The sequence below is a fragment of the Streptomyces sp. NPDC001750 genome (genome assembly GCF_042892615.1).
GTDB lineage: Bacteria > Actinomycetota > Actinomycetes > Streptomycetales > Streptomycetaceae > Streptomyces.
Genome location: NZ_JBIAUE010000007.1, coordinates 171,802 through 193,526, shown reverse-complemented (window position 1 = coordinate 193,526; position 21,725 = coordinate 171,802). Strand labels below are relative to the sequence as shown.

The window sequence follows — 21,725 nt, the reverse complement described above, 5'->3', positions numbered from 1 at the left end:
GGGATTCCGCTTCGCCGCCCGAGCGGTCTCCCGGCCCCCTCAGGCCCCTTCGCCCCCACTGCGTCCCGTGTAGAACGCCACCGTCAAGTCCTTGACCAGCACCTTCCGTTCGTAGTCGTCCAGCTCCACGATGCCTCGCTGGGTCAGCCGGTTGACGGTGTCGTCGACCGCGTCGACCACCGAAGTCAGGACACTGTCGCGGTGCTTGGCGTCGATGGCGGCGATCCGGCGGCGCTGCATGGCCGCGGCGATCTCCGGCGCGTACTCGATCCCGGTCGGCTGCGCCGAGTACACCTCGATGCCGACGGGCACGCAGTCCGCCTTCAGCATCCGGGTCAGCGCGTCGCCGACGGCCTCCGCGTCACGCAGGGTGGGCGCGTCCTCGTGGAAGGCGTCGGCGGGGAGCTGGGAGAGGACCCGGGCCATCGCCGCCTCGACCTGCTCGCGCAGATACGTTTCGTGGTCCTCGACCCCGAGCAGCGCCCGCGCGGTGTCGCGGACCCGCCACACCACCAGGACGACGACGCGCAGGGCGGTGCCGTTGGCGTCCACGGCCGGCAGCGGTTCGCTGCGCCAGTGCCGCAGGCGTACGTCGACCCGGCGGCGCAGCAGCAGCGGACTGATCCACATCAGCCCGGTCCGCCGCACGCTCCCCCGGTACTTGCCGAACAGCGTGAGCACCCACGCGTATCCGACCCGCCCCCGGCTCAGTCCGCCGAGCGCGAAGAGCACCAGTGTCGCCAGCGCGGCGAGGGCCGCCCAGGCGCCGATGCCGATCCCTTCGTACGGCCGCGGCTCGATCCCGAACCGGGCGAGCGCGGCCACCGGAAGCGCGCCGATCCACCAGAGGACCGCCCCGGCTCCGGCGATCCCGCACAGCGCGGCGAACAGGGCCACCCAGCCGGGCAGCGCGGGCCCCGAACGTTCGGCGAGTTCCGGGTCACCGGCCGGCGCGGGCCGGGTCGAGGGTCGCACCTGCGGTCCGCGCGGCGCGGGCGGGCGCCGGCCCCCGGGCGCGGCGCCCCCGCCACCGGTCCCCCGCCGCAACGCGCCGGTGGGGAGCCCGGTGGTGCCGGTGTTCCCGGGGTCGTCGCGGAAGAGCAGGTGGACGGGGATGGTCGCGGTCGACTCGCTGCCGATGACCGCGTGGCGCCGCCCGGTGCCCGACGGCGCGGCGACGGGCCGTTCGACCCCGCCGCGGGCGCGGTCGACGAGATCCCGGTGCCGGGAGGGGGACGGCAGCGGTGACGCGAGCGCGGACGTGGACGGGGACGAGGTCCGGGCCGGGCGCGGGGTGCCGCGCACGGGTGCGGGACGGGTGCCGGCCGCGACCGGTACGGCTTCCTCGTCGGCCGCCGGGCCCGCGGCGGAGTCGCCACTCGGCCGGGGCTCCGGCTTCGCGGCGGGTACGACGCCCTCCGCAAGAGGCGCACCCCCCGGCAGGACTCCCCGCTTCCCCGCGCTCCCACCGTCCGCCACCAGCTCCGGCTCCGCGGCGGCCACGCCGTCCGGCAGGAACCCGGGCTTCATGGCGGGCGCGGCACCGAGCAGGAGTCCCGGTCCTTCGGCGGGAACGACGTCCGACGCCACGACCGGGCCGGATGCGACGCCCACGGACGGCACCGACACCGAGGCCGAGGTCACGCCCAGCGAGGAGGAACCGTCCGGCGCCGTGCCCGCGTCCTCCCCCGGGACCAGGTCCAGCACCAGGTCGACCACGGCGTCGGCTCCGGTCGCCGGACCGTTCGCCGGTGCGTCCGGGCCGTGACCGGGCCCCGGGCGCACATCGGCCCCGGTCACCCGGCCGATGCGCGTGCCCGCATCCGGACCCGTCGCCTCGACGGGCGTGCCGACGCCCGCAGCCGGGGTGGTGGCACCGCCCGGGTCCACCGCGCCCTCGGGCCGCACGTCCCCGCCGGGACCGCCCGTACTCAACGGGACACGCTCCCGCATCCGCGCCTCTCCCCGATCTGCCCGGGCCTCCGGCGCTCCGGCACTGTCCGACGCCGTGGATCCCATTCCCGCCTCCGTCATGTCCGTTTCCTCACGAGAAGAGCCGCCGCCAGGTCTCCGGTCCCGGGTAGCCGTCCGCCTCCGCGCCCCGCCAGCCCTGGGCGCGCTGGAAGGCTTCGACATTGCGCCGGTCCGCCTCGCTCCACCGGGGGCCGGGGCCCGACTGGTAGTGCTTGCCGTAGCCCTTCTTCACCAACTGCCTGCCGAGCTTCTCGACATGGGCGTTGGACTGGCCGGGCCGGAAGTGGCCGCGTCCGGGGAACGCCGAATCCGCGTTCGGCCCGCTCGCGCCGCCGCCGCTGCCGGATCCGCTGCCACCGGATCCCGAACCGGGTATGTCGCTGCCGGTCCCGTTGTCCAGGAGGCGCCACGTGTGGGGGCCCGGGAAGCCGTCCGCCTCGCCGCCCTTCCAGCCCTGGGCCTTCTGGAACGCCTGCGTGGCGCGCCGGTCCGCGTCACCCCAGACCGGGCCGGGGCCGGACGAGTAGAAGCGCCTTCCGCCCCGCTCCACCAGCATCTTCCCGAGCTGGGTGACGTACTTGTTGTTGGCTCCGGGGCCGAACTTCCCGATGCCCGGGAACGAGACCGACGAACCGCCGCCGTCGTCGCTCCCCCCGCTCAGCCCCTTGTAGCGGTACGCGACGTACGAGCCGGAGTAGCTCCAGTACGCCATGGGCGTCGTCTGCTTGCGGGTGTGCGGCCTCGTCTGCTCGTACGCCGTGTAGTGGGTGTGCGTGTAGTCGGTCCAGCCGCCGAAGATCGTGACGTGCGAACCCTTGTTGGGGTCCGAGGGGTTGTGGAAGAGCAGGATGTCGCCCGGCTGCAGGTCCTTCCGCGCGATCCTGGTGCCGTACCGGGCGAGGCTGCCGGTCCACTCGTTGCCGGGCAGGTTCCAGGCCATCGAGACGAAGCCGGAACAGTCCTGCCGGTAGCCGTCGGACCAGTACCTCGACATGCTGTACGGCACCTGCGCGGAGACCCACTTCTTCGCCCGGTTGATGATCGCGGCCCGGCTGGTCTTGCGCAGTGTGAGCGAGGCGTTCGTGTACGACGGGCCGGCCGCACCGGTGCCCTGCACGGGACCCGGCCTGCCCTGCGGGGTATCCGGGTCCACTCCGGTCCCGGCGAGCAGGTCGCCCTCCCCGTCCGGAGCCGACGGATCGGACGCGTCCGACACGTCCAGTGCGTCCAGCTCGTCCGCCGGTACCGTCGTCTCGTCCGAACGGGGGGCACCGGCCGTTCCCGCCGAACCGGTCGCGTCGGCCACCCGGTCGCCCGGCGCCTTCAGCGCCTCGGCCGCCCCGGTGCTCAGCACCACGCCGGCCGCGGTGGCCAGCACCAGCACGCGGCGCGCGCCGTGGGCACCTGGATGGCCCCCGTCCCGTACGGCCAGGGCCCCGGCGGCCCGCCGCTGCGCGGCACACCCCTCACAGGCGCAGTCGACGGCGGGCATGTACTCCTCGAAGGCCGGCACAGTCATGCGATTCCCCTCCGCGTTCTCAAGATCTTTGGGCGCATCTGCACGGGCGTCAGTGTCTCAACCCTCATGACATATTGCATTTTGACGGATAGGAGAGAAAAAACGACCATCCGACAGGCCGTGCCGGACAGGAAATGGTCAGGAGCACCCTTCTCCTTCGGGTAGAGTTCTCCAGGTCAGCAGGCGCCGCTAGCTCAGTTGGTTAGAGCAGCTGACTCTTAATCAGCGGGTCCGGGGTTCGAGTCCCTGGCGGCGCACGCAGAGTCAAGGCCCCCTCACCGAACGTGAGGGGGCCTTGTTCGTGCACGTCGACCGGACGGAACGATCACGCCGCTGCCCTCCGGACCCACAGGCGACGCACAGGCAACACCGGACGGCGGCGCGGCAATCGACACCTCGCACAGCCGCTTCACATAGTGACGACGCAAGCACGCTACGTGTTCGAAGAGTGGCATGCGCGCCCTCGCACGAGGGCCCGGCGCCGATCGGGCCGACGCGGCTCGCAGTTGGCGGACACGACGGAAGGGCTGCCGCGCGAGATTGATCACACGCGGACCCGAACGGCTCACGCCACCCGGGCCGAGAGGGGCGGGAAGAACTTCGAGCGCCGTGAAGAGAGTCACACCCGCCGCCGGTCGCGGATCGCCGACGGCCGATGGTGACACATGAGTTGATTTGCCGTCAGAAGGGCGTGGGACAACGGTGGTTCGCGACAGGACCGGCGATCCGAGCCGATCGGGCCGACCGACGGGCCTCTGCGGGGACGGTGCGGGCCGGGTCAGCTCCCGCCGTTCCCCTTCGGCCTCTCGCCGGTCAGGTAGGCCGACACGACCACGTTGGCGTCGTAGGAGTGGGACGCCCGGTCGTAGGTGCCGCCGCAGGTGATCAGGCGGAGTTCGGCGCGGCCCTTCCTGCGGGGACCGTACGCCTTGTCGGCGTTGAAGCGTTCACGAGTGAGGACCTGGACGTCGTCCACGGTGAACTCGGCGACGGTGCCGTCCGTGCGGGTCACCTCGACCTTGGCTCCGGGGCGGGCCGCGCTCAGTCCGTAGAAGACGGCCGGCCTGGTCTCGGTGTCGACATGACCGACGAAGAGCGCGGGGCCCTTCGCGCCGGGCTCGGTCCCGTTCCCGTACCAGCCGACGGTCCGGGGCGCGTCGAACGCCGGTGGCTCGATCGCGCCGTCCTCGTCCAGGCCACGGGCGACCACGGGCGCGTCGACGCCGATCGACGGGACCTCGATCCGTCGTGGTGCGACGCCCTCGATCGGGTCGTGGGGCGAGGGCAGCGGGACGCCGAGCGGGCGGCCGACCGCGGCGATGTCGCCCGCGATCGGGGCGGAACCGGCTCCGGAGCCGTCGGTGAGGTCGCGGCCCCAGACCCACAGGCCCAGGAGCAGGACGGCCCAGGCCGTCCCTGCGAGCAGTCGGCCGTGACCGGCGGGGTCGTCCGCGGCGGTCATGTCAGTCCGCCGCCGGGCGGCGGCGCCGCGCCGCGCCGCGGAACACGACGGCGACGACCGCGCCGGCGGCCAGCGCCAGGCCGATCACGGCGTGTGCGATGCCGGGGCCGCTCGGCCGGGCCTCCTCGTCGGAGAGGGTGGCGGTGCCGCCGCCGCCCGCGCGGACCGGGGCCAGAGGGGTGGCCGCCGCGTCCCGTCCGGCGACGGTGACCGTGACCGTTCCGGTGGCCCTTTCGCCACCGTCGGCGCAGACTGCCTGGACGCCGTGGTCGCCCGGTGAGGCTTCGGCGCCGATCCGGGCCCGTGCGAACAGGCCCCCGTCGGCGGCGGGGGCGAAACGCGCCTTGGAGACGAAGACGTCGGAGCTGCCTTCGGCGCTCCCGCCCGCGCAGCCGTCCAGCCGAAGGGCCACCTCGCTACCCGGGGCGGCGGAGCGCGGGGTCACGGAGAGGGAGGCACCCGAGCCACCGTCCGGGCCGGCGCGGGAAGCGGTGCCCGGACCGGAGCCGACGCGGGGAGCGGTGACGGGGTCCGGTTCGGCCAGTGCGGCAGGGGCCGGCACCAGGGTGACCGCCACGACCGCCACAGCACAGAGCGTGAGGGGTATGGAACGCATCGGGAACCTCCTCTGTGAAGGTTCACGCCTGATCCGTCTTTCCGCATCCGCAGGAGGCCCGAGCGGGCGCCGGGCGCCGGGCCGGTCTCCGCGCGGATCCCGTCGGATCCCATCGACTCCCCTCGGGGTTCTCACCGGATCCTGTCGGGTTCTCACCGGATCCCGCGCCGCCCATCGGGCTCCCCCGCCCCGCTCCTGCCCCGGCCGCCGCCGGGCTCAGCCCTCGGGGACGACGTCGACCAGGTCGACCAGGTCGGCGATGGAGTCGACGACCTTGGACGGCCGGAAGGGGTACTTGTCGATGTCCGCGACCGCGGTGAGACCCGTGAGGACCAGGAACGTCTGCATGCCCGCCTCCAGGCCGGCCAGCACATCGGTGTCCATCCGGTCGCCGATCATGGCGCTGGACTCGGAGTGGGCGCCGATCGCGTTCAGCCCGGTGCGCATCATCAGTGGATTGGGCTTGCCCGCGAAGTACGGTTCCTTGCCGGTCGCCTTGGTGATCAGGGCGGCGACGGACCCGGTGGCGGGCAGCGGCCCCTCGGCGGACGGACCGGTCTCGTCCGGGTTGGTGCAGATGAAGCGGGCGCCGCCGTTGATCAGCCGAATCGCCTTGGTGAGCGCCTCGAAGCTGTAGGTACGGGTCTCGCCGAGGACCACGTAGTCGGGATCGTGGTCGGTGAGGACGTAGCCGATGTCGTGCAGGGCCGTGGTGAGCCCGGCCTCGCCGATGACGTACGCCGTGCCGCCGGGCCGCTGGTCGTCCAGGAACTTGGCGGTGGCCAGGGCGGAGGTCCAGATGTTCGCCACGGGCACGTCGAGGCCCATGCGCAGCAGGCGGGCGTGCAGGTCGCGGGCGGTGTAGATCGAGTTGTTGGTGAGGACCAGGAAGGGCAGTCCCGAGTCCCGCAGCCGCTTGATGAAGGCATCCGCCCCGGGGATCGGCGTCCCCTCGTGGATCAGGACTCCGTCCATGTCGGTGAGCCAGGACGAGATCGGCTTGCGCTCTGCCATGCGTGGGACTCCTGCCGTACGCGTGTGCGGGGACGCCGGCGGCACCGCCTTGTGCAGCGCCGACGCCCCCGAGTTTAGAGCGTGCGTTCGCCCGGTCGGCCGGACGGCCGACCGCGTCAGCTGCCGGTGGCCGACTTCCAGGCTCCGACGTACGCCTCCAGGTTGCCGCCGATGTCCGACCAGTCGGGCTGGAAGACCTCCACGCCCTTCATCAGCTCGGCGAGCTCGACGGCGTTGGCGTCGGTGGCCCCGACGTCCTTGCGGGCCGCGAAGCCGCCGCCGACCGCGCTGACGTCCTTCTGGGCCTGCTCGGAGAGCATGAAGTCGAGCAGCTTCTTGCCGTTCTCGGTGTGCGGGGCCTTGTCGACCAGGCCTGCCGCGTACGGCAGGGCGAAGGTGGTGGCCTTGCCGCCCTCCTTCGCGGGGAACCAGATCCCGAGGTTGGGCATGTCCTTGGACTGGGCGAAGTTCATCTGCACGTCGCCGTTGGCGGCGAGAAGTTCGCCCTTGTCGACCTTGGGCGCGAGCTTGCCGGTGGAGGCGGAGGGGCCGACGTTGTTGGCCTGGAGCTTCTTCAGGTACTCCATGGCCTGGTCCTTGCCACCGAAGTCGTGCATGGCCTTGATGAGCACGGCCGTGCCGTCGCCGGCGACTCCGGGAGTGGAGTACTGGATCTTGTTCTTGAACTTTCCGTCGAGCAGCTCCTCCCAGGTGGTGGGCGCCGACTTCAGTTCCTTCTTGTTGTAGATGAAGCCGAAGTAGTTGTTGACGACCGAGGTCCACTTGGAGTCGGACGCCTTGTCGGCGGCGTCTACCTTGTCGGCGCCGGCCGGCGCGTACGCCGCCAGCAGGCCCTTGCCGTCGGCCTGCTGGATGAACGGCGGCAGCGTGACCAGCACATCGGCCTGGGTGTTGGACTTCTCGCGGACGGCGCGCTGCACCATCTCCCCGGAGCCGCCCTCCACGTACTTGACCTTGATGCCGGTCTTCTTCTCGAAGTCCTTGAAGACCTTGTTGTACCAGCCGTCGCCGTTCTCGCCCTTGAGGCCGTCCGCGCTGTAGACGGTGACGACCTTCTCGTCGGAGGCGGCGGAGGAGCCGCCGCAGGCGGAGAGGGTGGCGGCGAGGGCCAGGGCGCCGGTGACGGCGGCTATCGGCTTGAGGTGGGTCTTGCGCATGGCTGTCGGATCTCCTGGGAGTCGGCCGGGGAGCAGGCCGGAGTCGATACGGGGGTGTGTCGGTGTGGTTCGGGGGTGCCGGTGGCGCCACGGCGGCCGCGGGCGGGTCAGCGGTACGAGGCCCTGGTGCGGATGCGGGAGACCCCGAGCAGCACCAGCAGCGTCGTACCCATCAGGACCACGGCGACGGCGGCGCCGGTGAAGAGCGAACCGCGGTCGGTGGCCGCGAAGATCTGCACCGGGAGCGGCGTCCAGTCCGGCGGGTAGAGCATCATCGTGGCGCTCAACTCGCCCATGGACAGGGCGAAGCAGAGACCCGCCGCCGCCGTGAGGGACGGCAGCAGGAGCGGCAGCCTGACGCGCCACAGGACGTACGACGGTCGGGCGCCGAGACTGGCCGCCGCCTGTTCGTACATCGGGTCGAGACGTACTATCGCCGCCGAAACCGACGAATAGGCGAACGCCGTGACAAGAATGGTGTGCGCCAGGATCACGATCCAGCGCGTCCCGTTCAGCAGCACCGGCGGCTTGCTGAACGCCACCAGCACGGCGAGGCCCACGACGACGGACGGCACCGCGACCGGCAGCATGAACAGCGCGTCCAGGAACCTCTTCCCGCGCCGTCGCAGCGAGGCGGCGGCCAGCGCGGCCCAGGACCCGATGGTGAGGGCGAGCAGGCTGGCGGCGACGGCGGTGACCAGGCTGGTGGTCAGGGCCTGGAGGGAGTCGCCGCTGGTCGCGGCCGCGTAGTGCTCGGTGGTCGGGCCCGAGGGGAAGGCGCCGGACCAGTTGGTGGAGAACGACGCGGCGACGATGACCAGCAGCGGCAGCGCGAACAGCGGGACGAAAAGCACGAAGAACACGGCCCAGGCGGCCCACTTCCCCGTACGGCTATGCACCAACACGGCGGCTCACCATCCGATACAGACTGTAGAGACCCACGGAGATCGCGATGTTGACGACGGCGACGACACAGGCGGCCGGGTAGTCGGACTCCAGGATCGCCTTGCCGTAGACGAGCATCGGCAGGGTCGTGACCCCCTTCGCGCCGGTGAACAGCACGATGCCGAACTCGTTGAGGCACATCACGAGGACGAGGCTGCCGCCCGCCGCGAGCGCCGGCAGCGCCTCGGGGAGGATCACCTGCCGCACGATCCGGGCCGGCTTCGCGCCCAGCGAGGACGCCACCTCCAGTGGCGCGCCGTCCAGTTGCGAGAACGCGGCGAGCAGCGGACGCATGACGAACGGGGTGAAGTACGTGATCTCGGCGAGGAGCACGCCCCACGGGGTGGTGAGGAAGTCGAAGGGGCCGCTCGACGCACCGGTGACGTCCGTCCAGACGCCGTTGGCCATGCCGACGCTGCCGTAGATGAACAGCAGGGCGAGCGTGATCAGGAACGACGGGAAGGAGAGGAAGACGTCGATGAACCGGGAGACGGCCCGCCCGCCGGGGAACGGCACGAACGCGATGACCATGGCCAGGACGAAGCCCAGTACCAGGCAGCCGACGGTCGAGGCGACCGCCAGCCACACGGTGGTCGTCAGCGCGGAACGGAACGCCTCGGAGGCGAACACGTCGGCGTACGGGGCGAGCGAGGTGCCGCCCTCGTCCGGGCTGACGGACTGCTGGACGACGAGGGCCAGCGGGTAGAGGAAGACGAGCGCGAGCACGGCGACGGGCGGCAGTGCCCAGACGAAGCGCGGGACGCCCCGCGCCCCGCGCCCGCTGCGGGCCGGGCGGCCGTCCGTCGGCGTACCCCGTCCGGTGGCGGAAGCCGTGCGGTCGTCGGCCGGTCCGGTGTGATCGTCGTCGGCCAGGCTGGTACGGAGGTCCGCGGTGGCCACGCTAGACATGGGCTCCTCCCGCGGTTCCGGGTGCCGTGCCCGCGGGCAGCAGCACCGCGTCCTCGGTGGCGAAGTGCAGGGTGACCTCGTCGCCGAGCGCGGGCGTCTCGCGCAGTTCGCGCAGGTCCGCCTTGACCCGGTGACCGTCGATGTCGACGTACAGCCGGTGGGTGGAACCGCGCCACTGCACCTCGGCGATGGTGCCGCGCAGTGCGTTGGGGCCGTCGCCGAGCCCGACCAGGTGGGGACGGACGCAGAGGGTGGCGGTGGCGCCGCGCAAGGTGTCGCCGGTCGGCACCCCCAGGGCCCGGCCCGCGAAGTCGACGGTGTCGGTGGAGTCGGCCACGGTGACCGGCAGCAGGTTGGCATTGCCGACGAACGAGGCGGTGAACTCCGTGCGCGGGCGCCGGTACAGGTCCTGCGGGGTGCCGCAGTCCTGGAGCCGTGCCTTGTCCATGACGGCGATCCGGTCGGCCAGGGTGAGTGCCTCGACTTGGTCGTGGGTCACGTACAGGATGGAAACGTCGGGCAACTCCCGGTGCAGCCGCGCCAGTTCGGCGAGCATTCCGGAGCGCAGCTGGGCGTCGAGCGCGGAGAGCGGTTCGTCGAGCAGCAGGACGTCGGGGCGGATCGCGAGCGCGCGGGCGATGGCGACGCGCTGCTGCTGACCGCCGGAGAGTTCGCGCGGGTAGCGCTCGGCGTACGCGGACATGCCGACGAGGGCGAGCGCCTCGGCGACCCGCTCGGGGATCTCGCCCTTCGCCGCCTTGCGGGCCTTGAGGCCGAAGGCGACGTTGTCGCGGACCCGCATGTGCGGAAAGAGGGCGTACTGCTGCACGACCATGCCGATGCCGCGCTTGTGCGGCGGCAGGGCGGTGACGTCGCGGTCGCCGATGTACACCCGGCCCGAGGCGGGCCGGACGAATCCGGCGACGGCGCGCAGGGCGGTGGTCTTGCCGGAACCGGACGGTCCGAGCAGGGCCATGACCTCGCCGGGTTCGACGGTCAGGTCGAGCCGGTCGAGGACGGTGTTCCCGCCGTACGCGACGCTGACCTGGTCGAACCTGATGCCGCTGCGGACGGGTGCACGGTCACCGCTCTCCTTTGCCCCGTCGCCCCCGGCCACCGCGCTCCGGCCCGTCATGCCCGCGCTGGTCATGCCTCGGCCCGCGCGATCAGATCGGGGAGTTCGGCGACCGAGCCGAGCACACGGTCGGCCCCGTTCCGGGTCAGCTGGTCCCGGTCGTGGGCGCCGGTGAGCACGCCCGCGACGATCCCGGCGCCGGAGCGGACGCCGCTGAGCATGTCGTACGAGGTGTCGCCCGCGACGACGATCTGCCGCACGCCGTCGACGGCACCGGTGCGCAGGAACGCGGCGAGCACCATGTCGGGGTAGGGCCGCCCGCGGCCGCCCGCGTCGGCGGGGCACAGGGTCAGGTCGGCCAGGTCCCGCCAGCCGAGCACGTCCAGGATGGCGTCCTGGGTTACACGGGCGAAACCGGTGGTCAGGACCACGGTGCGGCCCTGGGCCCGGAGTCGTTCGATGGCGTCACGGGCACCGGGGACCGGCGCGATGCGACCGCCGTCGACGAGTTCGCCGTACGCCTGCTCGAAGGCGGCGTTGCCCTGCTGGGCAAGGTCCTCGTCGCCGAAGAGATGACGGAAGACCGAGATCTTGGACTCGCCCATCGTGGCGCGTACGTAGTCGAGCTTCTCGGCGTGGTCGGCCGAGCCGGGCTCCCCCCCGAGGCGTTCGGCGGCGACGGAGAACGCCTGCTCGACGAGCCCGCCGTCGGCGACGGTGGTGCCGGCCATGTCGAGGACGATCAGGTTGTGGGGACTCCGCGGGGTCGTGCTCGAAGAGTTCCGCACGGTCCGGTCCGCAGGGTTCTGCACGGTCGGGTCCAGGGGGTTCTGCACGGTCGGGCTCAAGAAGTTCTGCACGGTCGGGTTCGAGGAGTTCCGTGCGGTCGGGTTCGAGGAGTTGTGCGCGGTCAACTTCTTCACCAGCCCAGTTCGTCGGCGGTCGTTTCGGCGATGGCGGGCGAGCACGTCATGCCCCGGCCGCCCGGCCCGGTGACCAGCCATACGCCGTCGCTCACCTGCTGGCGGTGGACGACCCGGCTGGTGTCGGTGCACTGCGCATACACGCCGGCCCAGCGGTGGCGGATCCTCGGCAGCGGCCGGCCGAGCAGGGCCTCGACGACGCCGGCGAGGTGCTCGTACGGCTCCTCGACGGTGTCGAAGGCGAAGGGGTACTCGTACTCGTGGGTGTCCCCGATGGTCAGCCCGCCGTCGCGGCGCTGCACCATCAGCAGCTGCATCTTGTGCGCCGCGGCGATGGGCGCCTGCGCCTGTCCGGCGTTGAGCGCGTCCAGCGCCTCGCTCCGGTACGCGGGGTAGTAGCGGAAGCTGTCGGCGTCGGCGACGGACGTGGTGAGCGGTTCGCCGAGCGGGTCGGTCTGCATCATCTGGAGGCGTACGCGGCGGACCGGCAGGTCGGGACCGGCGAGCTCGCGGACGAGGCCGCCGAGCCAGGCGCCGGTGGCCAGGATCACGGCGTCACCGGTGTGGACGTCGCCGTGGTCGTCGCGGACGGAGGCGGAGCCCACGACCTCGCGGACCTCGCGCCCGCCGAGGAAGGTGTACCGGCCGGACTTCAGCAGTTCGTTCTTCAGCGCGACCTGGGCGGTGCGCGGCTCGACCGCGGCGTCCCGCTCGCACCACAGGGCGGCTGCGAAATCGCCGCGCAACGCCGGGTTGATCGCGCGGGCCTCGTCGGCGGTGAGCAGCTTGTAGCCGCGCGCCGCCGCGTCGGGGCGGGCGACGGCCGCCTCGGCGACGGCGACCTCCAGCTCGGTGCGAAGCGGGGTGAGCGAGCCGCAGGGCCGGAACCCGAGCCCGGGAACCCGGGCCCCGACCTCCTCCCACAGCTCCCGGGCGCGCAGCGCGGTCTCCAACTCCTCGCCGCCGGCACGGCCGCTGACCCATATCTGTCCGAAATTGCGGAGCGATGCCCCGCGCGCCTCGCTCTCGCGCTCGATCTGTACGACCTCGTGGCCGCGGTTCACTGCGTGCCAGGCGTGCATGGTTCCCACCACGCCGGCTCCTACGACGATGACTCTCACGACGGCAACGCTCCTGGGGGCCGGTGTCCCGGAAGGATCGGCTCGGCAACGGGACAGTGAACTGGACCCCAAAGTTGGCCTAGACCCGTTATGCTTCCGTGACCTTTAGGGGCGGGTGCGCCCCTGGGCCTGCCAGGCGTCGCACCGCGGGCGACAGTGCGAGGACAGGCCCCGGGACCTGTCCTCGCAGGGGGCTCAGTACCCGTGCTGCGGACCGAGGTGCGCCGTGAACGAGAACCGGTCCCCGCGGAAGAGGGTCCGTACGCGCTCCAGCGGCGCCCCGGCCGCATCGCGCGAGACCCGGTGCATGAGCAGCATGGGCAGCGCGGGCGGCGTACCGATGAGCAACGCCTCGCGCGGTGTCGCCAGCACGGTCTCGATCCGCTCGTCCGCGGCACCGAAGACGATCCCGAGCCGGTCGCGCAGGTACGCGTAGAAGGACGAGTCGGGGTCGAACTCCGTGTCCAGGTCCGGCACCCGGGCGACGGACACGTACGTGCTCTCCAGGCCGACCCGGTCGTCGTCGGCGAGCAGCACGCGCTCCAGGTGCCAGACCGGGTCGCCGCGCCCCACCCCGATGTCGGCGGCCAGCCGCTCGGGGCAGGGGAACCGTTCCAGCCCGATGAGATGGCGGCCGGGTGTACGGCCCTGGCGCCGGACCCCCTCCGTGTAGCTGGCCAGCGAGAGCGGCTGCTCCAGCTTGGGGCCCGCGACGACGGTGCCGCGTCCCTGGCGGGCGAGCCGCCCCTCCAGCAGGAGCTCGCGCAGCGCCTGCCGCACGGTCTCGCGCGAGACCTCGTAGCGCTCGGCGAGATCGCGTTCGGTGGGCAACATGCCGCCCTCGCCCAACTCCTCTATGAGGACGGATACGCGTGCCTTGACCGCGTAGTACTTGGGGATACGGCCGTGCTCCGGGATACCGGAACGGATGGGTGCGCCAGGTGTCTGGTCGTGCGGGTAGTCCACGCCGGGATGGTGGCAGACGGACATGAACACTTGTGGACGGACCTGCGGGACGGGCCGGTCAGGAGCCGGAACGAGGACGGGGGCCGGGCTCGGGGCCGGAATGTGAACCGGGCCCGGGTCCAGGGCGGGGCACGGGCCCGGGGCAAGGGCGGGGCACGGGCCGGGCGAGCATTGAAGATCTTGGCCGGGCCCGGAGCGGCGGCCGGCACGTACAGCTACAAGGCGCGGGAGATGTACGCGTCGGCCGCTGCGGGACCCGGCCAAGATCTTCAGCACCCGCCCGGCCTGTGCGCCGGAGTTCACGGTTCTGGACACGCGACACTGCCACGCACGCGCGAGGCGACCGGCACCGACGTGCCGGAATGCCTCCCGCCGGCCGCCGGGACCGCTCGTTCGGCCCAGCCCCGGACACCCGCCCCCGCACTCGTACCGCGCCCCCCAGCGCCGAACCCGGCCGGCTCTCGCACTTCGGCGACGACGTTGCTTAAGTGACGTGCATGACTGGCAACGCGACTCCCGGGACGCCTGTGGTGTCCGAAACCTTCCCGCCCGCCCTGCGTGTCGGACTGATCGGCTACGGACTGGCGGGTTCCGTGTTCCACGCCCCGCTGATCGCCGCGGCCGAGGGACTCGTCCTCGACACGGTCGTCACCTCGGACGAGGAGCGGCGGGCGCGGGCACGAACCGAGTTCCCCGCCGCGCGGCTCGCCGCGTCGCCCGAGGAGCTGTGGCAGAGGGCGGACGAACTCGATCTGGTCGTGATCGCGTCGCCGAACCGGACCCATGTCCCGCTCGCCACCACGGCGATCGAGGCCGGTCTGCCGGTCGTCGTGGACAAGCCGATCGCCGGTACGGCCGCCGAGGCTCGGCGGCTCGCGGCACTCGCGCGGGAGCGCGGGCTGTTGCTGTCGGTCTTCCAGAACCGCCGCTGGGACAACGACTTCCGCACCCTTGCCCGGCTGCTCGCGGACGGCGAGCTGGGCACCGTACAACGCTTCGAGTCCCGTTTCGAGCGCTGGCGTCCACAGCTCAAGGGCGGCTGGCGCGAGTCGGGTGATCCACAGGAGATCGGCGGGCTGCTGTACGACCTGGGCAGCCACGTCGTCGACCAGGCGCTCGTACTGTTCGGGCCGGTGGCGCGGGTGTACGCGGAGTCCGACGTACGCCGTCCGGGCGCAGCCGCCGACGACGACACGTTCCTCGCCCTCACCCATGCGAACGGGGTCCGCTCGCATCTGTATGTCAGCGCCACCGCTGCCCAGCTCGGCCCCCGCTTCCGGGTGCTTGGTACGGCCGCCGGCTATGTGAAGTACGGCCTCGACCCACAGGAGGCCGCCCTGCGCACGGGCGCCCGCCCGACGGACGACCAGCCGTGGGGCGAGGAACCGGAGAGCCTCTGGGGGCGGATCGGTTCGGGCGAGTCCCCGCTGACGGGCGGCGGCGCCCCGGTCCCCACCGTGCCGGGCGACTACCGCGCCTACTACGCGGCGGTCACCGACGCGCTGCGTGGCAGGGGCGACAACCCCGTGACCGCTCTCCAGGCCGCCGCCACCCTGGATGTGCTGGAGGCCGCCCGTCGCTCGGCCCGCGAGGGCGTCACCGTGTCCCTGCCGCCCGCCACGGCCACGACGACCGACGCCTGACGGGCCCGGCCCGGGCGGGACACGCTCCCGCCCGGGCCCCACGTCCTCCAGCCCCTGAGCCCCGCGTCCTACGGCTCCCCTCTCCCACACATCCGTCAGGCCCGTCAGGCCCCCCGTCACGTCCGTCACGTCCGTCGCGTCCGTCAGGCCCTGAACCACGCGTGCCAGGCCCTGGACACGGCCGCGGTCAGGCCGTGGTGGCGGCTGCCGTGCCGGCGACGGGCATGTCGCGGTAGAGGACGGCCCGTTCGACCGCGGTCCAGGTGGTGCTGGTGACGACGTACAGGGCGGCGGCCAGCGGCACGACGGCGACGGTGAAGAGGGTGGCGAACGACAACAGCGGCATCAGCTTCGTCATCGCGCCCATGCCCGGAACGGGCTCGCCGTCGGGCCCGGTCGCGGGGACGACCGGGTTGGCGGCCATCTGCCGCTTCGTACGCCGGAAGTTGAACGTGGCCACGGCCGCGACGATCGCGAACAGTCCGAGGTAGACGAGCCCCTGCGCCCCGAACGGCCCGCCGTGCGCCAGCGCATCGTGCCAGCGCCCGCCGAGCGGGGCGTCGAACAGCTGGTGGCCGAGCAGTTCGTTGGGCCCGTCGCCGATGCTCGGGCTGGAGAACAGGTGGTAGAGGAGGAAGAACGCGGGCATCTGGAGCAGGCTCGGCAGACAGCCGGACAGCGGCGAGACCTTCTCCTCCCGGTGCAGATCCATGAGCGCCCGCTGCATGCGCTCGGGGTCCTTGCCGTGCTTCTTCCGCAGTTCGGCGATCTGCGGCTGGAGCCGGGTGCGGGCCTTCTGCCCGCGTGCCGCGGCCCGCGAAAGGGGATGTACGGCGAGCCGCACGAGTGCCGTGAACAGCACGATGGCGGCGGCGGTGGAAGCGCTCTGGAAGAGCGGGTGCAGTACGTCGGCCAGCGCGCCGACCAGGGCGGCGAACGCGGACATGAGGACGGACATCGGTGAGCCCTCCGAGGGATCTCGTCGTGCCGGGAGTACCGGAAGTGCCGGAAGTACCGGAGTCCTGGAAGTACCGGAGTCCTGGAAGTACTGGACGTACCGGAGTACCGGAGTACCGGGGGTGAGTTACGGACTCGGCATGACGAACCGCGAGGAGGGACCCGTGGCCGGGCGCCCAGGCGCACCTGCCACGAGCGCACTGCGCGTACACGCACTGTGCGCACACGAGCCGTGTGTACACGTGCTGTGTCGGCAGAGGCATGCACACACGAGTGCGCACGCACACACGCACCGCCCACGCGTCGGACCGGCCCACGCACGGAACAGGGCGGAGGACGGACCGGACGGGCCCCTACGCGGTCGTCGGGAGGGCGTGCCCGGGGGCCCGGGGGCGTCTGCGGCCCCTGGCGTCCGGGTCCCGCTGCGGCAGGAACGCGGTGCGCTGCTCCCGGTCGCGTATCGCCGTACGGACACGGGTCCGGGGCACGGGCGCGGCACAGCGGGAGCTGATGACCGCGGCGGCGACGAGTGCGGAGCCGGCGGCCGCGGTGGCGGCGAGGGCTACGGCGGCGGAAAGGCTGCCGCCCTCGGCGAGCAGGATCGCCGCGAACAGCTCGGTGACGAGGAGGAGCAGCAGCGCCACGGGGCGGGGCAGGCCGGTGACGCCGTCACGCGGACTGCGCGTGTCACCACACATCGGCCCCTCCCCTCGTCGCTGTCGTGCGCGGACTGTCACGGCACGGCTTTCGCGCACATGTGCGTACGCCATGCTCTCCAGCCGTTATACACGACGGCTCGGACAGAGCGGCCGTTCCCCGGGCCCCGCCTCCCTCACCCCGAGGCGGGGATCTCCCCGGAGGCAGGGGCTCCGGAGGCGGGAGCCCCGGGAGCGGGAATCTCGCCCGACGCACCGGTCTCCCCCGGACCTCCGGTCTTCCCCGGACCGTCGGCCCCTTCCGGACCGTCGGCCCCTTCCGGAACGCCGATCTCGTCCCGTGCGAGCACCTCGTCGTCCGGCCGGTCGTCGCGCTCACGCGGTCCCGCACAGGTCACGGCGAGGGCGACCAGCAGGTTGGCACCGAGCGCCACGACCCCCGCGTTCACCCCCCACACCGGATCGTTCCCCGTGAACACGAAACCGCATACCGCCCCCACCCCGACGACCAGCCCGCTCAACGCCCCCGCCAACGTCAGCCGCCGCCACACCAGTCCCAGAAGCACCATCGGAAGCAGTTGCGCCATTCCCTCGTACGAGATGAGGGAGAGCCGCACCAGTGTGTTGGGCGCGGTGTACGTGAGCACGAGCGCTATCACGCCCGCGGCCACCACGACGCTCTGCGCGGCCCCCTTCTGCCGCCGCTCCCACCGCGGCACCAGGGACAGCACACTGCGCCCCCACATCGTGCCGATGACCAGCATGAACACGGCCATCGGCACGATCGACGACAGCGCCGCCGCCACACCGACGACCCCGACCACCCACGCGGGCAGCGAGTCCACGACGAGCTTGAAGAGCGCCAGGTTGGACTCGGCACCGACGAGTCCCGGCACGACGAAGAGGGCCGCCATCCCGAGCAGCATCGGCACGAAGAGCAGCACGTTGTACGCGGGCAGCAACATCGCGTTGCGGCGCAGCACGTCGGCGTTCTTCGCGCCCAGGTACCCCGCGACGGTGGTCGGGAAGATCACCACGGTGAGGGAGTTGAGGAACGAGGTGGTGATGAACCACGCCTGTCCGAGTCCGCTGTCCCCGTGCCCGGGGAAGGTCAGCCACTCGCTCTTCTCGGTGACGAGCCGGTCGAGGAAGGCCCCGTACCCGTCGAAGTAGTGCAGCGGCACGTAGACGACGAGGAAGCCGAGTGTGGCGATCACGAGGACGTCCTTGAGCACGGACACCCACGCGCTGCCGCGCAGTCCGCTCACCACGACGAAGCCGGTGGTGACGGCGAAGGCGATGAAATAGGCCCAGTCCAGGCTGATGGCGCCGTAGGAGATGGTCGAGACGACCACCCCCATGCCGGTGATCTGGAGCTGGATGTACGGGAGCAGGAACACGGTCGCGAGAACGGCGACCAGCGCGCCGAGCCAGGGCCGCCCGAAGCGGTGGGCCACCATGTCGGTGATCCCGACGAGTCCGTGCCTGCGCGCGTACGCCCAGAGCATCGGCCCGACGACGTAGCCGAGGGCGTAACCGCACGACATGTACGCCACCACGTAGAGCACGGGTGCGCCGTAGTTGTACCCCCATCCCGCGGCGCCCAGGTAGCTGAAGCTGGTGTAGCCCTCGCCGGCCATCAGCACCCAGATGAACACGGTCCCCAGGCTGCGCCCGCCCACGGACCACTCCGCGAGCCCGCCGCCGTCCGTTCCGCGTCCCTTCCGCGGCCCGCGCGCCGCGAGCAGCCCCAGGGCGACGGTGAGCACCATGAAGACCCCGAGGACGGAGGTCGCGACCGCGGCGTTCACCGGCGGTCCCCCCGCCTGGTCAGCCATACGGCGACGGGTGTCAGCAGGGTCGCCCCGAGCAGCCAGACGAAGAGGAACGGCAGCCCGAGAACCACCGGCGTCACCCGGTTCACGAGCGGCAGCACCCCGAGGTACAGCACGTAGGGCACCAGCAACCACAACAACTGCGGACGTCGTCTCAGCACGTCGGGCAACCCTAGTGCCGCGGCAGGCAACGTTTGCCCGTCAAGGAGCGCGTCCGGTACGTGCTCTCGGTGTGCCGGCCGGAAGCCCTCGTACTGGATGTACTTGGGATTTCGGCCGGTGCGGCGAGAGGGCGTGCCGGGCGTCGCGACGGGGCGAACGTTGCCTGATGCGGCACTAGTTGCACCGCCCCCACAGGCCCACAGGTCCACGGCCCCCGTTCCCGCCCCCGGCTCCCCTCCGCTCCGTGCACCGAACCGGGCGCCTGCTACCGGACCCGGACGTCGGCGAGCCTCCCCCACACCACGAGCCGATACCGGGAGGTGAATTCGGGCGTGCAGGTGGTGAGCGTCACATAGGAGCCGGCCGCGGTGTATCCGGCGCCCGGCTTCACCCCGCTGCGCGGAACGGGCGCGATGACACCGCTGTCGCGAGGACTGGTCCGCGCGAGCGTCCGGTCGACGGTGTACGTGTACACGGCGTCCCGGGTCTCGATGCCGATCACGTCGCCGCGGCGCAGGCGGTCGATGTGCCGGAAGGGCTCGCCGTGGGTGTTGCGGTGTCCGGCGAGTGCGAAGTTGCCCGCCTCACCGGGCTGCGCGGTCCGCGGGTAGTGCCCGACGTATCCCTTGTCGAGGACGCCGCGTTTGCCGATGCCCTGGGCGACGGGGGCCACGAGCCCGATCCTGGGAATGCGGATGACGGCGTACGCCTGGTCCCACCGGGGCTCGGCGGGCGCGGTGCGCCCCTGGGACGTACGGCCTCCGGAGCCCGCGCCACCGTCCGGCCCGTCACGGCTCCCCCTGTCCCGGTCTCCCGCTCCCTTCTTTGGTTCCTGCCATGTCTTCCGCAGGGCCCGCACCTCGTGCTCGGCGTCGGCGAGGGCCTGCCGGTTGGTCCACCACAGCTGATGAACAACGAGCAACAACAGGACGACGCCGAGCGTCACCACCGCCTCGGCCGCCGTCCAGAGAACGCGCGCCACGGCCCTGCGTCCCCGTGCGCCGTGCTGCACCACCACCGGTATCCGCTCCCGCACGGCCCGCACGATAGGGCCCGGCCCCGTAACTCTCCAGAGCCGGAACAACTCTCCGTCCATGCGGCGCGCCGCAGTACCGTGTGGTTCATGCGTCCCGACACGCCTGCCGACCACACCACCGAAGCCGAACGCCTGCTGCGCACCGCGGAGCGCTATCCCGGGGACCGTGAGCCGCTTCTCCTCCAGGCCGCTGCCCATCTGGAACTCGCCGGCGACCGCACCCGTGCCACCACCCTCTACGAGGACCTGCTCGGCTCCCCCGGCCTCGACCATCCGCACCTGGTCAAGGCGCTGAACGCAGCCAACCTGTGGGAGTACGGCCACGAGGCGGAGGCCCGCGCGATCCTGGAGGGTGTCCGTACCGCGAGACCGCTCGACCCGGCACCGTGGGAGATCGCGGCGGAGACCTTCGAATCCCATGACGAACTGGACGCGGCCCACGACTGCTTCACGACCGCGCTGACCCTCCTGCTGACACCGGGCGAGGAGGTGCCGTACGCCACACAGTCGCTGCTGATCGGCCGCCACCGCGTCCGCCGGCTGATGGGTGCCGGCCACGACGTCTGGGACGACCTGGCGGACGCCGTCCACACGGCCTCCGTACCGCTGGACGAGCTCCACGACCCGAAGCGGCTGTGGGCGCTGGGCTCCTCCGACCCCGGCGAGCTCCGCGCCGAGATCACCCGCCTCCGCGCCGAACTGGGCACCTACCGCACCGCGCTGTCCCGCCCGTTCCCGGTGGCGATGCTGCACTGGCCGGCCCACGAACTCGACGAACTCCTCGCCGCGTATCCGAACCTGCGCTCCGAGTACCCCTCCCACGCCGACCACCTCGCCCGCCTGGAGGCCGCCCTCCGCGACCTCCACCAGGCCGGCACGCCGAACCTGGGCATCGTGACCGGCACGGTCCCCTCGTACGAGGCGTTCGCCGCGTCGGAGGCCGCTTCCCCGGCCGACCCGGACCTCCTCCCCCAGTACGCCACCACCCTCGCCGCCCGCGGCCGCGCCGTCCCCTGGCCCCCGGCCCGCACCGCCCCCTGCTGGTGCGGCTCGGACCGCCCCTACCGCGAGTGCCACGGGGCCGAATGACCGGAAGGTCCGGGCCCCGTCGCCCCCGCGACGGGGCCCGCAAACCGCGGGCTTCCCGGACGCGGGGCCACGTACCCTCCCCCCATGCCCGAACTCCGACGCCTCCGCCCCGACCACGCCCCGGCCCTCCTCGCCTTCGAGCGGGAGAACCGCGCCTACTTCGCCGCCTCGGTGCCGGATCGCGGCGACGACTACTTCACCCACTTCGACACCCGCCACGCCGCCCTGCTCGCCGAACAGGCCGCGGGAACCTGCCACTTCCACGTCCTGGTGTCCACCGACCCCCTCACCCGCGGGGAGATCCTGGGCCGCTTCAACCTGGTCGACGTGGCCGACGGCTCCGCCGAACTCGGCTACCGCGTAGCCGAGAAGGCCACCGGCCGCGGCCTCGCCACGACCACCCTCCGCCACCTGTGCACCCTGGCCGCCGAGGAGTACGGCCTCACCACCCTCCGCGCCGCCACCACCCTCGACAACCTGGCCTCCCGAGCCGTCCTCACCCGCACCGGCTTCACCCCGACCGGCGAGGAACTCACGCTGGGCGGTCGGGCGGGGCTGGGGTACGTGCGGGACTTGAATCGGGGTTCGGAAGTCAGGACTCAGTAGTGAAGGCCTCAGCACAGGCACGTGAACATCCACAGCCTG

General features: G+C 72.2%; 20 protein-coding genes and 1 tRNA gene. 4 read left to right on the top strand and 17 right to left on the bottom strand.

Going from position 1 to position 21,725, the window contains the following annotated elements; genetic code table 11:
• Positions 1 to 39 precede the first annotated feature (39 nt).
• Positions 40 to 1,953, bottom strand: a complete 1,914-nt coding sequence (locus ACFYY6_RS14460) for an SPFH domain-containing protein (RefSeq protein WP_386607673.1) — start codon at positions 1,951 to 1,953, stop codon at positions 40 to 42.
• Positions 1,954 to 2,044: 91 nt separating this feature from the next.
• The gene (locus tag ACFYY6_RS14455) at positions 2,045 to 3,493 is read right to left on the bottom strand and encodes a peptidoglycan-binding protein (RefSeq protein ID WP_351524495.1); all 1,449 of its coding nucleotides are present in this window, start codon (positions 3,491 to 3,493) and stop codon (positions 2,045 to 2,047) included.
• A 183-nt stretch (positions 3,494 to 3,676) separates the two neighbouring features.
• On the opposite strand from ACFYY6_RS14455, the gene ACFYY6_RS14450 reads away from it, so the two are divergent.
• Positions 3,677 to 3,750, top strand: a tRNA-Lys gene (locus ACFYY6_RS14450).
• Between the two features lie 521 nt (positions 3,751 to 4,271).
• Here ACFYY6_RS14450 and ACFYY6_RS14445 read toward each other — a convergent pair.
• The 10 genes from ACFYY6_RS14445 to ACFYY6_RS14400 all read right to left on the bottom strand — a co-directional run bounded on the left by ACFYY6_RS14445 (position 4,272) and on the right by ACFYY6_RS14400 (position 13,702).
• Positions 4,272 to 4,955, bottom strand: a complete 684-nt coding sequence (locus tag ACFYY6_RS14445) for a class F sortase (RefSeq protein WP_351626589.1) — start codon at positions 4,953 to 4,955, stop codon at positions 4,272 to 4,274.
• Between the two features lies 1 nt (position 4,956).
• Positions 4,957 to 5,571, bottom strand: coding sequence for a hypothetical protein (locus tag ACFYY6_RS14440; protein WP_351626592.1), 615 nt, complete (start codon positions 5,569 to 5,571; stop codon positions 4,957 to 4,959).
• Between the two features lie 216 nt (positions 5,572 to 5,787).
• Positions 5,788 to 6,585 carry an HAD-IIA family hydrolase gene (locus tag ACFYY6_RS14435; protein ID WP_351524492.1) on the bottom strand — a complete coding sequence of 266 codons (798 nt, stop codon included), beginning with the start codon at positions 6,583 to 6,585 and terminating at the stop codon, positions 5,788 to 5,790.
• A gap of 116 nt (positions 6,586 to 6,701) precedes the next feature.
• Complete coding sequence (locus ACFYY6_RS14430; RefSeq protein WP_389193282.1) at positions 6,702 to 7,763, bottom strand: 2-aminoethylphosphonate ABC transporter substrate-binding protein; 1,062 nt, start codon at positions 7,761 to 7,763, stop codon at positions 6,702 to 6,704.
• Positions 7,764 to 7,870: 107 nt separating this feature from the next.
• The gene (locus tag ACFYY6_RS14425; RefSeq protein WP_351524490.1) at positions 7,871 to 8,668 is read right to left on the bottom strand and encodes an ABC transporter permease subunit; all 798 of its coding nucleotides are present in this window, start codon (positions 8,666 to 8,668) and stop codon (positions 7,871 to 7,873) included.
• Complete coding sequence (locus tag ACFYY6_RS14420; protein ID WP_389193279.1) at positions 8,655 to 9,617, bottom strand: 2-aminoethylphosphonate ABC transporter permease subunit; 963 nt, start codon at positions 9,615 to 9,617, stop codon at positions 8,655 to 8,657. Before ACFYY6_RS14420 ends, ACFYY6_RS14425 begins: the two co-directional genes overlap by 14 nt.
• Entirely contained in the window at positions 9,610 to 10,752 is a 1,143-nt protein-coding gene (locus ACFYY6_RS14415) for an ABC transporter ATP-binding protein (RefSeq protein WP_389193391.1), read from the bottom strand. Before ACFYY6_RS14415 ends, ACFYY6_RS14420 begins: the two co-directional genes overlap by 8 nt.
• Positions 10,753 to 10,763: 11 nt before the next feature.
• A complete protein-coding gene (locus ACFYY6_RS14410) occupies positions 10,764 to 11,480 on the bottom strand; it encodes a phosphonatase-like hydrolase (RefSeq protein WP_389193388.1) in 717 nt (238 codons plus the stop codon).
• Between the two features lie 131 nt (positions 11,481 to 11,611).
• Complete coding sequence (locus tag ACFYY6_RS14405; protein WP_389193276.1) at positions 11,612 to 12,736, bottom strand: TIGR03364 family FAD-dependent oxidoreductase; 1,125 nt, start codon at positions 12,734 to 12,736, stop codon at positions 11,612 to 11,614.
• Positions 12,737 to 12,931: 195 nt separating this feature from the next.
• Positions 12,932 to 13,702 carry a GntR family transcriptional regulator gene (locus ACFYY6_RS14400; RefSeq protein WP_073783599.1) on the bottom strand — a complete coding sequence of 257 codons (771 nt, stop codon included), beginning with the start codon at positions 13,700 to 13,702 and terminating at the stop codon, positions 12,932 to 12,934.
• 497 nt (positions 13,703 to 14,199) lie between these two features.
• On the opposite strand from ACFYY6_RS14400, the gene ACFYY6_RS14395 reads away from it, so the two are divergent.
• Complete coding sequence (locus ACFYY6_RS14395) at positions 14,200 to 15,345, top strand: Gfo/Idh/MocA family oxidoreductase (protein WP_351524487.1); 1,146 nt, start codon at positions 14,200 to 14,202, stop codon at positions 15,343 to 15,345.
• Positions 15,346 to 15,532: 187 nt separating this feature from the next.
• Here ACFYY6_RS14395 and ACFYY6_RS14390 read toward each other — a convergent pair whose 3' ends face one another.
• The 5 genes from ACFYY6_RS14390 to ACFYY6_RS14370 all read right to left on the bottom strand — a co-directional run bounded on the left by ACFYY6_RS14390 (position 15,533) and on the right by ACFYY6_RS14370 (position 20,000).
• Entirely contained in the window at positions 15,533 to 16,303 is a 771-nt protein-coding gene (locus ACFYY6_RS14390; RefSeq protein ID WP_351524486.1) for a YidC/Oxa1 family membrane protein insertase, read from the bottom strand.
• A 352-nt stretch (positions 16,304 to 16,655) separates the two neighbouring features.
• Positions 16,656 to 17,000, bottom strand: a complete 345-nt coding sequence (locus ACFYY6_RS14385; protein WP_351524485.1) for a DUF6412 domain-containing protein — start codon at positions 16,998 to 17,000, stop codon at positions 16,656 to 16,658.
• 134 nt (positions 17,001 to 17,134) lie between these two features.
• Positions 17,135 to 18,769, bottom strand: coding sequence for a sodium:solute symporter family protein (locus tag ACFYY6_RS14380; RefSeq protein WP_389193273.1), 1,635 nt, complete (start codon positions 18,767 to 18,769; stop codon positions 17,135 to 17,137).
• Positions 18,766 to 18,924, bottom strand: coding sequence for a DUF3311 domain-containing protein (locus tag ACFYY6_RS14375; RefSeq protein ID WP_351524498.1), 159 nt, complete (start codon positions 18,922 to 18,924; stop codon positions 18,766 to 18,768). Before ACFYY6_RS14375 ends, ACFYY6_RS14380 begins: the two co-directional genes overlap by 4 nt.
• Before the next feature lie 296 nt (positions 18,925 to 19,220).
• The gene (locus tag ACFYY6_RS14370) at positions 19,221 to 20,000 is read right to left on the bottom strand and encodes a class E sortase (protein ID WP_386607664.1); all 780 of its coding nucleotides are present in this window, start codon (positions 19,998 to 20,000) and stop codon (positions 19,221 to 19,223) included.
• A gap of 78 nt (positions 20,001 to 20,078) precedes the next feature.
• On the opposite strand from ACFYY6_RS14370, the gene ACFYY6_RS14365 reads away from it, so the two are divergent.
• On the top strand, positions 20,079 to 21,080 hold the full coding sequence (locus ACFYY6_RS14365; protein WP_351525177.1) for an SEC-C domain-containing protein: 1,002 nt from the start codon (positions 20,079 to 20,081) through the stop codon (positions 21,078 to 21,080).
• Between the two features lie 84 nt (positions 21,081 to 21,164).
• The gene (locus tag ACFYY6_RS14360) at positions 21,165 to 21,686 is read left to right on the top strand and encodes a GNAT family N-acetyltransferase (RefSeq protein ID WP_389193270.1); all 522 of its coding nucleotides are present in this window, start codon (positions 21,165 to 21,167) and stop codon (positions 21,684 to 21,686) included.
• The last annotated feature ends 39 nt before the right edge of the window (positions 21,687 to 21,725 follow it).